The following is a 15,125-nucleotide window of genomic DNA, read 5'->3' as shown; positions in this document are numbered from 1 at the left end:
CGTTCTCTTTCCGGGCGGCAGTACGGCTCCGGCACTGTGGGCCTCCCTTCGCGAGGGCGGTCTCGCTTACGATGGCCGTTGCGGTGGGGACCACCTGCCGTGCCCGCGCTCGCGTCCATGACAAGACCCAGTGCCAGGCCCGACCGGCAAGGAGACCAGCCTCAGTGTCCGTCTTCAACAAGCTCATGCGTGCAGGCGAAGGAAAGATCCTGCGCAAACTGCACCGCATCGCGGACCAGGTCAACTCCATCGAAGAGGACTTCGTCAACCTCTCCGACGCCGAGTTGCGGGCGCTCACCGATGAGTACAAGCAGCGGTACGCCGACGGCGAGAGCCTCGACGACCTGATGCCCGAGGCCTTCGCGACGGTGCGCGAGGCCGCCAAGCGTGTCCTCGGTCAGCGCCACTACGACGTCCAGATCATGGGCGGCGCCGCCCTCCACCTCGGCTACGTCGCCGAGATGAAGACCGGTGAGGGCAAGACCCTCGTCGGCACCCTCCCGGCGTACCTCAACGCGCTCTCCGGCAAGGGCGTCCACCTGATCACGGTGAACGACTACCTGGCCGAGCGCGACTCCGAGCTCATGGGCCGGGTGCACCGCTTCCTCGGCCTGAGCATCGGCTGCATCCTCGCCAACATGACGCCGGCCCAGCGCCGTGAGCAGTACAACTGCGACATCACGTACGGCACGAACAACGAGTTCGGCTTCGACTACCTGCGCGACAACATGGCGTGGTCCAAGGACGAGCTCGTCCAGCGCGGCCACAACTTCGCCTGTGTCGACGAGGTCGACTCCATCCTCGTCGACGAGGCCCGTACGCCGCTGATCATCTCCGGCCCGGCCGACCAGGCGACGAAGTGGTACGGCGACTTCGCCAAGCTCGTCACCCGCCTCTCCAAGGGCGAGCCCGGCAACCAGCTCAAGGGCATCGAGGAGACCGGCGACTACGAGGTCGACGAGAAGAAGCGGACCGTCGCCATCCACGAGGCCGGTGTCGCCAAGGTCGAGGACTGGCTGGGCATCGACAACCTCTACGAGTCGGTGAACACCCCGCTCGTCGGTTACCTGAACAACGCCATCAAGGCGAAGGAACTGTTCAAGAAGGACAAGGACTACGTCGTCATGGACGGCGAAGTCATGATCGTCGACGAGCACACCGGCCGTATCCTCGCCGGCCGCCGCTACAACGAGGGCATGCACCAGGCGATCGAGGCGAAGGAGGGGGTGGCGATCAAGGACGAGAACCAGACCCTCGCCACCATCACCCTGCAGAACTTCTTCCGTCTGTACTCGAAGCTCTCCGGCATGACCGGTACGGCCATGACCGAGGCCGCCGAGTTCCACCAGATCTACAAGCTGGGCGTCGTCCCGATCCCCACGAACAGGCCGATGATCCGCAAGGACCAGTCGGACCTGATCTACCGGACCGAGGTCGCCAAGTTCGCCGCCGTCGTCGACGACATCGCGGAGAAGCACGAGAAGGGTCAGCCGATCCTCGTCGGCACGACCTCCGTCGAGAAGTCCGAGTACCTCTCGCAGCAGCTCTCCAAGCGCGGTGTGCAGCACGAGGTGCTCAACGCCAAGCACCACGAGCGCGAGGCGAGCATCGTCGCCCAGGCCGGCCGCCGCGGCGCGGTCACCGTCGCCACGAACATGGCCGGCCGCGGTACGGACATCAAGCTCGGCGGCAACCCGGACGACCTCGCCGAGGCCGAGCTGCGCCAGGCCGGTCTCGACCCGGTCGAGCACGTCGAGGAGTGGGCCGCCGCCCTCCCCGCCGCCCTTGAGCGCGCCGAGAAGGCCGTGAAGGCGGAGTTCGAGGAGGTCAAGGAGCTCGGCGGGCTGTACGTGCTCGGCACCGAGCGCCACGAGTCGCGCCGCATCGACAACCAGCTGCGCGGTCGTTCCGGCCGTCAGGGCGACCCGGGCGAGTCCCGTTTCTACCTGTCGCTCGGCGACGACCTGATGCGTCTGTTCAAGGCGCAGATGGTCGAGCGCGTGATGGCCATGGCCAACGTGCCGGACGACGTGCCGATCGAGAACAAGATGGTCACCCGTGCCATCGCCTCCGCGCAGTCGCAGGTCGAGACCCAGAACTTCGAGACGCGCAAGAACGTCCTGAAGTACGACGAGGTCCTCAACCGCCAGCGCGAGGTCATCTACGGCGAGCGCCGCCGCGTCCTGGAGGGCGAGGACCTGCACGAGCAGATCAAGCACTTCATGGACGACACGATCGACGACTACATCCGCCAGGAGACCGCCGAGGGCTTCGCGGAGGAGTGGGACCTCGACCGCCTGTGGAACGCCTTCAAGCAGCTCTACCCGGTGAAGGTCACCGTGGAGGAGCTGGAGGACGCGGCCGGGGACCGGGCCGGCATCACCGCCGAGTTCATCGCCGAGTCCATCAAGGGCGACATCCACGAGCAGTACGACGCGCGGGAGAAGCAGCTCGGCTCGGAGATCATGCGTGAGCTGGAGCGGCGCGTGGTCCTCTCGGTCCTGGACCGCAAGTGGCGCGAGCACCTCTACGAGATGGACTACCTCCAGGAGGGCATCGGCCTGCGCGCCATGGCGCAGAAGGACCCGCTGGTCGAGTACCAGCGCGAGGGCTTCGACATGTTCACCGCCATGATGGAGGGCATCAAGGAGGAGTCCGTCGGCTACCTGTTCAACCTGGAGGTCCAGGTCGAGCAGCAGGTCGAGGAGGTCCCGGTGCAGGCGACCGCTCCCTCGCTCGACAAGCAGGACGCCGTGCCGGCCGCCTCCGGGCGTCCGGAGATCCGCGCCAAGGGCCTTGAGGCCCCGCAGCGTCCGGACCGGCTGCACTTCTCCGCGCCGACCGTGGACGGCGACGGCGGTGTCGTCGAGGGCGACTTCGCCTCCGACGACGTGGACGGCGGTGACGGGATGACCCGGGCGGAGCGCCGCAAGGCGCAGAAGAACGCGGGTGGTGGGCGCCGCCGCAAGAAGTGACCTCGCGTCGCTGAGACGGTGGCCTCGGGCCGCTGAGGGGTCGGTCGCCCGTGAGGGCGGCCGGCCCCTTCGCCGTGCCGGGGTCATGCGTGGCGGGGGGTCGGTCGCCCGGGTGGCGGCCGACCCCCTTCGCCGTGCCGGGCGGGTCGCTCCGGGCCGGCTGCCTCGTCATGCGTGGCGGGGTGGCGCGGGGGTGGGGCCGAGGCCGTCGAGTTCGACCGCGGCGCAGCGCCAGCGCCGGTCGGCGCCGCGCTCCAGACGGAAGGCCAGGGCGCGTACGCGGGACCCGGTGGCGATCGTCGCGAAGGCCTCGACCACCGCCCGTCCGGCGTCCACCTGGGCCGAGCAGCGGCGCAGGACGGGGCGGGGTCCGAGGGAGCGCAGGGGCGTCTCCGGGGCGATCCGGACCAGTTGCTCGTACGCCTCGCCGACGGTGTGGCCGAGCATCCAGTGCACCGGCCGCTCCCCGCTGAGCACGGCGAGGAGGCGCTCGGCGAAGACGGTGTGCGGCGGGAGCGCCCGGGGCGCGGTGCGGGGGTGGGTGCCCGCGGGGCCGCGGGGGCGGGAGCCGGCGGGGCCGCCGGGGGCGGAGCGGGGGCGGGGGGTGCGGGGCCGGGTGCTCGCCGAAGCGGGGTGCGGCGGGTGGTGCGGCCCGGCTGTGGTGGGCGTGGGCGTCGCGGTGGCGAGCGTGGTGGTCATGGCGGTCCCCTGTCGTTGCGTAACCGGGTGGTACCGGTCAGTAACTTCCGTTGGGGATCTTGTACGGGCGGGCTCGGAGCCCTCGCAAGGAGACGGCGGCGACCGGGCGACCCGAAAGGGGAATCACCTATCCGGGTGACGCGGTGGAAAATCGGGTCTCCGGGGTCCGGGGAGAACGCCCTACGGGGTGGACGCGGGCCGGTCCCGGCCGGCCACCCCGAAGGGGGACTCCGCACGTATCCTGAGGGCCTCTCCGTCTACGAAAGCGGCCATCCCATGCGCGCGTACGTCCCTCTGACCCTCGCCGGTCTCGCACAGGCGCACAAGGCGGGCGAGCTCGGCCCCGGCCCGCTGACGGCCTACGCCGTCACCCCCGCCCTGCGTGAGTGGTACGTCTCCGACGACATCGAGGAGCTGGAGTACGCGGCGCTCAACCGGGCCGCGTCCGCCTCCCTGCGCCTCCTGGCCGGCGACCCCGGTGTGCCCCGCCGGCGGATCGTCGTCGCCGTCGACGTGGCCGACAAGGACGCCGTCACGGACCCCGATCTGGGGCTCGACCCGGGTTCCGTCGGAGAGGTCCGGATCACGGGCGCCGTGCCGCTGGCCAAGGCGGCCGCGGTGCACGCGGACGCGGACGACGCGGAGGCCGACGTGACGGCCGCCGCCGACGCGCTCGGGGCGGCCGACCAGGGCGACGACGACGCGCAGTTCGTCGTGGACGGCGCCGAGGACCACGAACTGCTGTGGTTCGGGGTGCAGGAGATTCCGGGGCTGCTGGGCTGATCGGCCCGGCTCCGCCGCCGAGTCTTCGCTGTCGGAGCGGCCGGGTACCGTCTCTCCATGGGGAAGCACGACGGCTTGCGCGGCAAGCACCTGGTCTGGGACTGGAACGGAACACTGCTCGACGACACCAGCGCGGTCATCGGAGCGACGAACGCGGCCTTCGCCGAGCTCGGGCTCGAACCGATCACGCTGGAGCGGTACCGCGAGCTGTACACGGTGCCGGTGCCCAAGTTCTACGAGCGGCTCATGGGGCGGCTGCCCACCGACGCCGAGTGGACCCTCATGGACGGCGTCTTCCACCGGCACTACCGCTCGCGCGCCGAGAACTGCGGGCTGACCGCCGGGGCCGCGGAGCTGCTCGCGGCACGGCAGGCGTCCGGCTTCACACAGTCACTCCTGTCCCTCGCGCCGCACAGGGACCTGATCCCGCTGGTCCGCCAGCACGGGATCGCCGAGCGGTTCCTGCGCATGGACGGCCGCGTCGACACCTCGACGGACGGGAAGTCCGGGCACATGGTGCGGCACCTCGCCGCGCTGCGGGGTGTCCCGGCGGACCGGGTCGTCGTCATCGGTGACGCCGCGGACGACGCGCTCGCGGCGGCGCACGTGGGGGCGCGGGCGGTGCTGTACACCGGCGGGTCGCACAGCAGGACCTCGCTGGAGCGGATGGGCGTGCCGGTGGTGGACTCGCTGGAGGAGGCGGTGGCCGTCGCGGAGGAGCTGGTGTAGCTCCCCCGCACCCGCATCGGCCGCCGCCCGCGCCTCAGCCCTTCGCGCGCAGCACCTTCAGGAACTCGCGCATCCAGGTGGGGTGGTCCGGCCAGGCCCGGGAGGAGACCAGGAGGCCGTCGACCACCGCCGCGCTGTCCTGGAACGTCGCCCCCGCCGCCTGCATGTCGAGCTCGAGCGCCGGGTACGCCGTGACCCGGCGGCCCTCCAGGCCGCCGACCGCCGCCGTCAGGAGCGGACCGTGGCAGATCTGGGCCACCGGCTTGTCCGCGTCGAAGAAGGCCTTGAGCACCTTGCGGAGTTCCGGGTCGTTGCGCAGGTACTCGGGCGCCCGGCCGCCCGGGATCACCACCGCCACGTACGCGCCCGGGTCGACCTCCGAGAAGGCCAGGTCGGCGGGCCAGGTGTAGCCGGGCTTCTCGGTGTACGTGTCGAAGCCGGGCTCGAAGTCGTGCACGACGAACCGGAGCTGCTTGCGGGCCGGAGCCGCGATGTCGACCTCGTATCCCTCTTCGAGCAGCCGCTGATAGGGGTACATCACCTCCAGCGACTCCGCCGCGTCCCCGGTCACGATCAGGATCTTCGCCATGGCTCTCCCAGATCACAGATGGTCGGTCTGCCGTGCTGCGCCCATGCTCGGGTACACGCTGCCCGGGGCGGGGCGCTTTGCCAAGAGGACATGTGTCGCTGTCCATAACGTCAAACTTCCACCCCCTCTTTTGTACACATACGGACCATGACGGTGCGGGGGGCGAGGGCGATAGGCTTTTCCCGTGATCAGCGCGATACGCCGCGGGGGCAGCGCAGCCCCCGGCTGCCGCCCGGTCCGCGACAGCGGCCGGGCCGACCGAGCGTTCGCCGATCCTCTCCGTCCGGGCGCGCCGCGCTCTGTGGCCGATAACGACCCGGGCATCTCTCATCCGGGCATAACGTCGTCTTCGACCGGAATCACCGCGTCGAGGCGTTGTGTCCTTTCTTCCACCGACGTCACGCAACGGCGCGCGACAGGAGTCAGAGGACATGCAGACCAAGCTGGACGAAGCCAAGGCCGAGCTGCTCGAGAGGGCCGCCCGGGTAGCTGAGCACAGCCCGGTCGGGGGGCGACTTCCGACGGGCCCGGAGGGTGCTGGGGAGCGCCCCGACCGGGACGCCGTACTGGAGTACCTCCAGCGCTACTACCTCCACACGGCGCCGGAGGACCTCGGCGACCGGGACCCCGTCGACGTGTTCGGTGCCGCGCTCTCGCACTACCGGCTCGCGGAGAACCGCCCGCAGGGCACCGCGAACGTGCGCGTCCACACTCCGACGGTCGAGGAGAACGGCTGGACAAGCAGCCACTCCGTCGTCGAGGTGGTCACCGACGACATGCCGTTCCTCGTCGACTCGGTCACCAACGAGCTGTCCCGCCAGGGCCGCGGCATCCACGTCGTGATCCACCCGCAGGTCCTCGTCCGCCGTGATGTCGCCGGAAAGCTGATCGAGGTCCTCTCGGCCCAGATCCAGGGCGAGCTGCCGCACGACGCGCTGACCGAGTCCTGGATCCACGTCGAGATCGACCGCGAGACCGACCGCGCCGACCTCAAGCAGATCACCGCCGACCTGCTGCGTGTCCTGTCCGACGTCCGCGAGACGGTCGAGGACTGGGACAAGATGCGCGAGGCCGCCCTGCGGATCGCCGAGGGCCTCCCGGCCGAGCCCACAGCCGGCGACCTGCGTCCCACCGAGGTGGAGGAGGCCCGTGAGCTGCTGCGCTGGCTCGCCGACGACCACTTCACCTTCCTCGGCTACCGCGAGTACGAGCTGGTCGACGGTGACGCCCTGTCCGCCGTCCCCGGCACGGGCCTCGGCATCCTGCGCTCCGACCCGCACCACTCGGGCGACGACCAGGGCCACCACGCCCACCCCGTCTCGCCGTCCTTCAGCCGGCTGCCGGCCGACGCCCGCGCCAAGGCGCGTGAGCACAAGCTGCTGATCCTCACGAAGGCCAACAGCCGGGCGACCGTGCACCGCCCCTCGTACCTCGACTACATCGGCGTGAAGAAGTTCGACGCCGCCGGCAACGTCATCGGTGAGCGCCGCTTCCTCGGCCTGTTCTCCTCCGCCGCCTACACCGAGTCCGTCCGCCGCGTCCCCGTCGTCAAGCGCAAGGTCCAGGAGGTCCTGGAGGGCGCCGGCTTCTCGCCGAACAGCCACGACGGCCGCGACCTGCTCCAGATCCTGGAGACGTACCCGCGCGACGAGCTGTTCCAGACCCCGGTCGACCAGCTCCGGTCCATCGTCACCAGCGTCCTGTACCTCCAGGAGCGGCGCCGGCTGCGGCTCTACCTGCGCCAGGACGAGTACGGCCGCTACTACTCGGCCCTCGTCTACCTGCCGCGCGACCGCTACACGACCCGCGTCCGGCTGCGGATCATCGACATCCTGAAGGAGGAGCTCGGCGGCATCAGCGTCGACTTCACCGCCTGGAACACCGAGTCGATCCTGTCCCGGCTGCACTTCGTCGTCCGCGTCAAGCCCGGCACCGAGCTCGCGAAGCTCACCGACTCCGACGTCGAGCGCATCGAGGCCCGGCTCGTCGACGCCGCCCGCTCCTGGTCCGACGGCTTCGCCGAGGCGCTGAACGCCGAGTGCGGCGAGGAGCGCGCCGCCGAGCTGCTCCGCCGCTACGGCAACGCCTTCCCCGAGGGCTACAAGGCCGACCACTCGCCGCGCGCCGCCGTCGCCGACCTCGGCCACCTGGAGGCCCTCGCCCGCACCAGCGGCAAGGACTTCGCGCTCTCCCTCTACGAGCCCGTCGTCGCGGGCCCCGGCGAGCGCCGCTTCAAGATCTACACGACCGGCGACCCGATCTCGCTCTCCGCCGTCCTGCCGGTCCTCAACCGGCTCGGCGTCGAGGTCACCGACGAGCGCCCGTACGAGCTGCGCTGCGCAGACCGCACCCACGCCTGGATCTACGACTTCGGCCTGCGGCTGCCCGCCTCCACCGGCAACGGCGGCGACTCCTTCGGCGACGACGCCCGCGAGCGTTTCCAGGAGGCCTTCGCCGCCACCTGGACCGGTGAGGCCGAGAACGACAACTTCAACTCGCTCGTCCTCTCCGCCGGGCTCAACTGGCGCGAGGCGATGGTGCTCCGCGCCTACGCCAAGTACCTGCGGCAGGCCGGCGCGATGTTCAGCCAGGACTACATGGAGGACACCCTCCGCAACAACGTCCACACCACCCGGCTGCTGGTCTCCCTCTTCGAGGCCCGGATGTCCCCGGAGCGCCAGCGCGCCGGCACCGAGCTGACCGACGCGCTCCTCGAAGAGCTGGACGCCGCCCTCGACCAGGTCGCGAGCCTGGACGAGGACCGGATCCTGCGGTCCTTCCTCACCGTCATCAAGGCCACCCTGCGGACCAACTTCTTCCAGAAGGCCGCCGACGGCTCCCCGCACTCCTACGTGTCGATGAAGTTCGACCCGCAGGCCATCCCCGACCTCCCGGCGCCCCGCCCCGCCTTCGAGATCTGGGTGTACTCCCCGCGTGTCGAGGGCGTCCACCTGCGCTTCGGCAAGGTCGCCCGAGGCGGACTGCGCTGGTCCGACCGCCGTGAGGACTTCCGTACGGAGATCCTCGGCCTGGTCAAGGCGCAGATGGTGAAGAACACCGTCATCGTGCCGGTCGGCGCCAAGGGCGGCTTCGTCGCCAAGCAGCTCCCGGACCCGTCCGTCGACCGTGACGCCTGGATGGCCGAGGGCATCGCCTCGTACAAGACCTTCATCTCGGCGCTGCTCGACATCACCGACAACCTGGTCGCGGGCGAGGTCGTGCCGCCGGTCGACGTCGTCCGCCACGACGAGGACGACACCTACCTCGTGGTCGCCGCCGACAAGGGCACCGCGACCTTCTCCGACATCGCCAACGGCGTCGCGGAGTCGTACGGCTTCTGGCTCGGTGACGCCTTCGCCTCCGGCGGCTCCGCCGGCTACGACCACAAGGGCATGGGCATCACCGCCCGCGGCGCCTGGGAGTCGGTCAAGCGCCACTTCCGCGAGCTGGGCCACGACACCCAGACCGAGGACTTCACGGTCGTCGGCGTCGGCGACATGTCCGGCGACGTCTTCGGCAACGGCATGCTGCTCTCCGAGCACATCCGCCTGGTCGCCGCCTTCGACCACCGCCACATCTTCATCGACCCGAACCCGGACGCGGCCGTCTCCTACGCCGAGCGCCGCCGCCTCTTCGAGCTGCCCCGCTCGTCCTGGGCCGACTACGACACCTCGCTGCTCTCCGCGGGCGGCGGCGTCCACCCCCGCAGTGCCAAGTCGATCCCGGTCAACGCGCAGGTCAGGGCCGCTCTCGGCATCGAGGACGGCGTCACCAAGATGACCCCGGCCGACCTGATGAAGGCGGTCCTCCAGGCCCCCGTCGACCTGCTGTGGAACGGCGGCATCGGGACGTACGTCAAGTCCTCCGTCGAGTCCAACGCCGACGTCGGCGACAAGGCCAACGACGCCATCCGCGTCGACGGCCACGACGTGCGCGCCAAGGTCATCGGCGAGGGCGGCAACCTCGGCGCGACCCAGCTGGGCCGCATCGAGTTCGCCCGCTCCGGCGGCCCCGAGGGCCACGGCGGCAAGGTCAACACCGACGCCATCGACAACAGCGCCGGCGTCGACACCTCCGACCACGAGGTCAACATCAAGATCCTGCTCAACGGGCTCGTCGCCGAGGGCGACATGACCGTCAAGCAGCGCAACAAGATCCTCGCGGAGATGACCGACGAGGTCGGCACGCTCGTCCTGCGCAACAACTACGCGCAGAACACGGCTCTGGCCAACGCCGTCGCGCAGTCGCCCTCGCTCCTCCACGCCCACCAGCGGTACATGCGCCGCCTGGGCCGCGACGGAGCCCTCGACCGCTCGCTGGAGTTCCTGCCCAACGACCGCCAGATCCGCGAACTGCTCAACAACGGCAGGGGGCTGAGCCAGCCGGAGCTCGCCGTCCTCCTGGCGTACACCAAGATCACGGTGGCCGACGAGCTCATCGGTACGGGGCTGCCCGACGACCCGTACCTGCGCGGGCTGCTCCACGCGTACTTCCCGACGCTGCTGCGCGAGAAGTTCGCCGAGGCCGTCGACAACCACCCCCTGCGCCGCGAGATCGTCACCACGATCCTCGTCAACGACACCGTCAACACCGGCGGCTCGACCTTCCTGCACCGCCTCCGCGAGGAGACGGGCGCGTCGATCGAGGAGATCGTCCGGGCCCAGACCGCCGCCCGGGTCGTCTTCCGGCTCAGCCAGGTCTGGGACGCCGTCGAGGCGCTCGACAACCAGGTGCCGGCCGACGTCCAGACCCGGATGCGGCTGCACTCCCGCCGGCTCGTCGAGCGCGGCACCCGCTGGCTGCTCAACAACCGGCCGCAGCCGCTCCAGCTCACCGAGACCATCGACTTCTTCGCCGAGCGCGTCGACGAGGTCTGGGAGCAGCTGCCGTCGCTGCTGCGCGGTGCGGACCTGGAGTGGTACCAGTCGATCCTGGACGAGCTGACCACCTTCGGTGTGCCGGAGCACCTCGCGCTGCGGGTCGCCGGCTTCTCCTCCGCCTTCCCGATCCTCGACGTCGTCGCGATCGCGGACCGGGCGGGCATGGCGCCGCTGGCGGTGGCCGAGGTCTACTACGACCTGGCCGACCGGCTGCGGATCACCGACCTGATGGACCGGATCATCGAACTGCCGCGCAGCGACCGGTGGCAGTCGATGGCCCGTGCCTCGATCCGTGAGGACCTGTTCGCGGCGCACGCGGCGCTGACGGCGGACGTCCTGTCGGCGGGCGACGACACGGCGAGCCCGGAGGAGCGGTTCAAGGCCTGGGAGGAGCGGAACGCGGCGATCCTGAGCCGCGCCCGGACGACCCTGGAGGAGATCCAGGTCTCCGACACCTTCGACCTGGCGAACCTGTCGGTGGCGATGCGGACCATGCGCACGCTGCTCCGTTCGCACAGCTAGTGAGGTGAGAGCGAAGGGCCCCGCCGGTCTTCCGGCGGGGCCCTTCGTCCTTCCGTCCCTCACTCCGTGGGCGCGGTGACCGTGGAGGTCCACAGGCGGCGGGCGGCGAGCAGGGCGGCCGCGAGCAGCAGGCTGTTGCGGAGCACCATGACGGCGAGCCCCTGGGTGGTGCCGGCGATGACCTCGTCGTAGAGGACGGGGTACGCGAGCGAGCTGAGCGCGGCCGCGGGGAGCAGCAGCAGCGCCACCGGGCGCATCACGGTCTGCCGGGACGTCAGGCAGACGGCGGCGAGCCCGAGCAGCCAGATCATGTACTGGGGGCTGATCACCCGGCTGGTGGCGGTGAACAGCAGGACGGCGGCGAAGGCCGCGTCGAGCGGGGTGGCGGGCGTCCAGCGGTCGGCGCGGACCCGCCACAGGAGCAGCCAGCCGAGGGCGAGGACGGTGAGCAGCAGGGCGAGGTGGCCGAGCGTGGAGACGTACGGGCCGACGTACTCGAAGGCCCCGTAACGGAACTCGACCCTGCCGGGCCAGGTGCCGCCTGCCCCGGCGAGCGCGAGGACCGTGCCGAAGAGGGATTCGATCTGGATGCCGCGGCCGCCCTGCTGGCGCAGGAAGCCGAGGGGTCCGGAGAAGAACAGCGCGAGGGTGGCGAGGAGGGCGAGCGCGGCGACGGCCGCGGCGGTCCAGGCCTCCCGGGCGGTACGGCCACGGGGGGTGCCGATCAGGGTGAGCACCGGCCAGACCTTGACCATCGCGCCGATGCCCGCGAGCGCTCCGCCGAGCCGGCGGGTGGCGGTGGAGCGGGCGCCCAGGGCCAGCAGGGCGAGAACGGCGAGGGCGGTGGTCTGGACGTCGTAGCGGGCGAGCGGCAGGTGCAGGAGGAGCGGCAGGCCGCAGACCCAGACCCAGGCGCCGTGGGTGAGGCGGGCGCTGTCGGCGCGGGCGAGGGCGAGGGTGATGACCGCGTCGGCGAGGAGGCTGAGGGCGACGAACGCCTGGAAGTACGTCAGCCAGGGGAGGAGCCCCGGCGACATGATCACGAGCCCCGCGCCGGGCGGGTACTGCCAGGTGGCGTCGCCGATCGGGAAGGTGCCGTGCGCGAACTGCGCGTACCAGTGGTGGTAGAGGTCCACCTCGCGGCCGACCCCGCCGATGCCGAGGGTGTCGCGGGCGAGCAGCAGGAGCATGCCGACGCGGGTCAGGAGCCAGACGGAGGCGAGGGCGAGGTAGGGGCCGCTGCCGACGGTGACGAAGGTGGCGGAGGTGAACGTGTCCGAGTCGAAGGGGGACCCGGTGAGGGAGGGGGGCTCCGTGCCGGCGCGGGGCGGGGAGGCGGTGCCGGTTCCGGCCCCGGGCGTGGGCCCGGGCCCGGGCGCGGCTGCGGCCTCGGTTCCGGCCCCGGGCGTGGATCCGGACGCGGGCGCGGCTGCGGTTCCGGGGTCCGTGCCGGGCGGGGGGTCGGTCCCGGGTGGCGACTGAGTGTGATCGTTCGTCATCCCTCCGTACTGTAGACCTCTTTGTCCTGATTACCCCTTTTCCTTCGCTCCTGTCCTGGTGAACTCCTCGTACGCCGCGACGACCTCGTCCGCCGGACCGTCCTTCCGCAGCGTGCCGGACTCCAGCCACAGCGCCCGCTCGCAGGTCTCCGTGATGGTGGTGTTCGCGTGGCTGACCACGAAGACCGACTGATCCGGCGGGCCTACTTCACCGCACCCGCCATCACCCCGGACGCGAACTGGCGCTGGAACGCGAAGAACACCACCAGTGGCACCACCATCGACACGAAGGCGCCCGGCGCCAGCACGTCCACGTTGTTGCCGAACTGCCGCACCTGCTGCTGGAGCGCCACCGTGATCGGAGGCGACTGCGAGTCAGCGAAGATCAGCGCGATCAGCATGTCGTTCCAGACCCACAGGAACTGGAAGATCCCCAGCGAGGCGATCGCGGGACCGCCGAGCGGCAGCACCACCCGGGTGAAGAGGCGGATCTCGCCCGCCCCGTCCAGGCGCGCCGCCTCCAGCAGCTCGCGCGGGATCTCCGCGAAGAAGTTCCGCAGCAGGAAGATCGCGAACGGAAGCCCGAAGGCCGTGTGGAAGAGGACCACCCCGAGCGTCGTCTCGAAGAGCCCCACCGCCCCGAAGAGCTTCGACACCGGGACCAGGGCGACCTGCACCGGCACCACGAGCAGCGCGACCACGCCCAGGAACCACCAGTCCCGGCCCGGGAACTCCAGCCACGCGAACGCGTACCCGGCGAACGAGCCGATCACGAGCACCAGCAGGGTGGCCGGGACCGTGATCAGGACGGTGGAGCCCAGGGAGCCGGTGATCGTGTCGTTCGCGAGGAGATGGGTGTAGTTCTCGGTGGTCAGCCGCGCCGGGGCCGTGAACACCTGCCACCAGCCGCTCGCCGCGATGTCGGACGGCGAGCGCAGCGAGGAGAGCAGCAGCCCCACCGTCGGCAGCAGCCAGAACAGCCCGGCCAGGACGAGGAACACGCGCACCGCGCCCCCGGCGGCGCGGGCGGCGACCCGCGCGACGAGGGGGCGGGACGACCGGACGTCGGGGGAACTCATCGGCGGGCCTCCCGGCGCAGGCGGCGGATGTTGAAGACCATCACCGGCACCACCAGGAGCAGCAGCAGCACGGCGATGGCCGAGCCGACCCCGAGATCGGCGTCCGTACCGAAGGACGAGCGGTACAACTGGAGCGCGAGCACGTTCGCGTCGTCCTGGGCGGAGCCCGGCGCGATGACGAAGACCAGGTCGAAGACCTTGAGCACGTTGATCATCAGGGTGACGAGGACGACCGCGAGGACCGGGGCGAGCAGCGGCACCGTGATCCGGCGGAACACCTGCCACTCGTTCGCCCCGTCCACCCGCGCCGCTTCGAGCAGCTCGCGCGGCACGGCGGCCAGCCCGGCGCCGATCAGCACCATCGCGAACCCGGCCCACATCCACACGTACGCCCCGATGACCGCCGGGGTCACGAGCGACGGCCCCAGCCACTCCACGCCGTTGTACTGCTCCCGGAAGTTGCTCGCGGGCAGCCGCAGGACGGCTCCGTCGACACGGTCGGCGGGCAGCGTGAACGTGCCGTCCGCGGCGGCTGTGGCCCTGGCGACCACCGTGCCGTCCCGTACGGCCTCGATCCGCAGCCCCGCCAGGCCCAGTTCCGCCGGGTCGACGGCGTTCGGCCGCCCGCCGCCGCCCCGGGTGAAGTCCAGCCACGCCGTGCCGACGACGGTCCCCGGCGACGGCGCGCTCTCGCGGGCCGGCCGGGCCTCCTCCGGCATCTGCCCCGGCGCCACCCCGACCAGCGGCAGCCGCACCGGCTCCCCGGCCCGCACCGGCTCCTTCGTGACGAACGCGCCCCCGCCCGCCGGTTCCAGCGGGTGGACGGGCAGCGGCCGGGCCCGGGGGAAGCCGGACGACTCGGCGAAGGTGTCGTGGACCCCGACCCAGACGGCGTTGGCGACCCCGCGGTCCGGGTCCTGCTCGTAGACGAGCCGGAAGATGATCCCGGCGGCGAGCATCGAGATCGCCATCGGCATGAAGACGACCAGCTTGAACGCCGTGCCCCAGCGCACCCGTTCCGTGAGCACGGCGAAGACCAGTCCGAGGGCGGTCGCCACGGCGGGGGCGAGCACCAGCCAGATCAGGTTGTTGCGGACGGCGGTGCGGAGCGACTCGTCGGTGACGAGGGCGATGTAGTTGTCCAGGCCGACGAAGGAGTCGCCGGAGCGGTCGAAGAGCGAGCGCTGGACGGAGTACCCGATCGGGTAGACGACGAGCGCGCCGAGCAGCAGCAGGGCGGGCAGCAGGAACCCCGCCGCCACCGTCCTGCGCCTGCCGTTGCCGCTCCTGCCGTTGCCGCCCCTGGCGGCGACGCTCGTGACGCCGCCGCTCGTGACGCCGCCGCGGTCGCGGATGGTCCTCGGCATGCC

General features: G+C 71.1%; 9 protein-coding genes and 1 pseudogene. 4 read left to right on the top strand and 6 right to left on the bottom strand.

All coding sequences use genetic code 11. The annotated features are described in order from the left end of the window. Positions 1–164: 164 nt before the first annotated feature. Complete coding sequence (secA, locus tag AMK29_RS05365) at positions 165–2,975, top strand: preprotein translocase subunit SecA (RefSeq protein ID WP_073808047.1); 2,811 nt, start codon at positions 165–167, stop codon at positions 2,973–2,975. Between the two features lie 168 nt (positions 2,976–3,143). On the opposite strand, the gene AMK29_RS36940 is transcribed toward secA, so the two are convergent. Then, entirely contained in the window at positions 3,144–3,674 is a 531-nt protein-coding gene (locus AMK29_RS36940) for an Rv3235 family protein (RefSeq protein WP_221746305.1), read from the bottom strand. A gap of 276 nt (positions 3,675–3,950) precedes the next feature. Between AMK29_RS36940 and AMK29_RS05355 the strand changes: the two genes are divergently transcribed. Beyond that, the gene (locus tag AMK29_RS05355; protein WP_073808044.1) at positions 3,951–4,457 is read left to right on the top strand and encodes a DUF6912 family protein; all 507 of its coding nucleotides are present in this window, start codon (positions 3,951–3,953) and stop codon (positions 4,455–4,457) included. A gap of 57 nt (positions 4,458–4,514) precedes the next feature. After that, entirely contained in the window at positions 4,515–5,186 is a 672-nt protein-coding gene (locus tag AMK29_RS05350; protein WP_073808041.1) for an HAD family hydrolase, read from the top strand. Positions 5,187–5,220: 34 nt separating this feature from the next. Here AMK29_RS05350 and AMK29_RS05345 read toward each other — a convergent pair whose 3' ends face one another. Beyond that, entirely contained in the window at positions 5,221–5,775 is a 555-nt protein-coding gene (locus AMK29_RS05345) for a DJ-1/PfpI family protein (protein WP_073808038.1), read from the bottom strand. A gap of 431 nt (positions 5,776–6,206) precedes the next feature. Between AMK29_RS05345 and AMK29_RS05340 the strand changes: the two genes are divergently transcribed. Further along, a complete protein-coding gene (locus AMK29_RS05340) occupies positions 6,207–11,177 on the top strand; it encodes an NAD-glutamate dehydrogenase (RefSeq protein ID WP_073808035.1) in 4,971 nt (1,656 codons plus the stop codon). A gap of 59 nt (positions 11,178–11,236) precedes the next feature. Here the strand turns inward: AMK29_RS05340 and AMK29_RS05335 are convergent, their stop codons facing one another. The 4 genes and pseudogenes from AMK29_RS05335 to AMK29_RS05325 all read right to left on the bottom strand — a co-directional run bounded on the left by AMK29_RS05335 (position 11,237) and on the right by AMK29_RS05325 (position 15,122). Beyond that, entirely contained in the window at positions 11,237–12,676 is a 1,440-nt protein-coding gene (locus AMK29_RS05335) for a glycosyltransferase 87 family protein (protein WP_443334050.1), read from the bottom strand. Between the two features lie 30 nt (positions 12,677–12,706). After that, a pseudogene (locus tag AMK29_RS35505) lies at positions 12,707–12,865 on the bottom strand (ABC transporter ATP-binding protein); the annotation flags it as partial. 14 nt (positions 12,866–12,879) lie between these two features. Beyond that, positions 12,880–13,755 carry a carbohydrate ABC transporter permease gene (locus AMK29_RS05330; RefSeq protein ID WP_073808033.1) on the bottom strand — a complete coding sequence of 292 codons (876 nt, stop codon included), beginning with the start codon at positions 13,753–13,755 and terminating at the stop codon, positions 12,880–12,882. Beyond that, positions 13,752–15,122 carry a carbohydrate ABC transporter permease gene (locus AMK29_RS05325; protein ID WP_079196753.1) on the bottom strand — a complete coding sequence of 457 codons (1,371 nt, stop codon included), beginning with the start codon at positions 15,120–15,122 and terminating at the stop codon, positions 13,752–13,754. The genes AMK29_RS05330 and AMK29_RS05325 overlap by 4 nt, the downstream gene beginning before the upstream one ends. Between the last annotated feature and the right edge of the window lie 3 nt (positions 15,123–15,125).

Origin of the sequence: Streptomyces sp. CB02261, from assembly GCF_001905665.1 — a bacterium.
Classification (GTDB): domain Bacteria; phylum Actinomycetota; class Actinomycetes; order Streptomycetales; family Streptomycetaceae; genus Streptomyces.
Note: the sequence above shows the minus strand (reverse complement) of the source record. Positions and strands in the feature narration are given on the sequence as shown.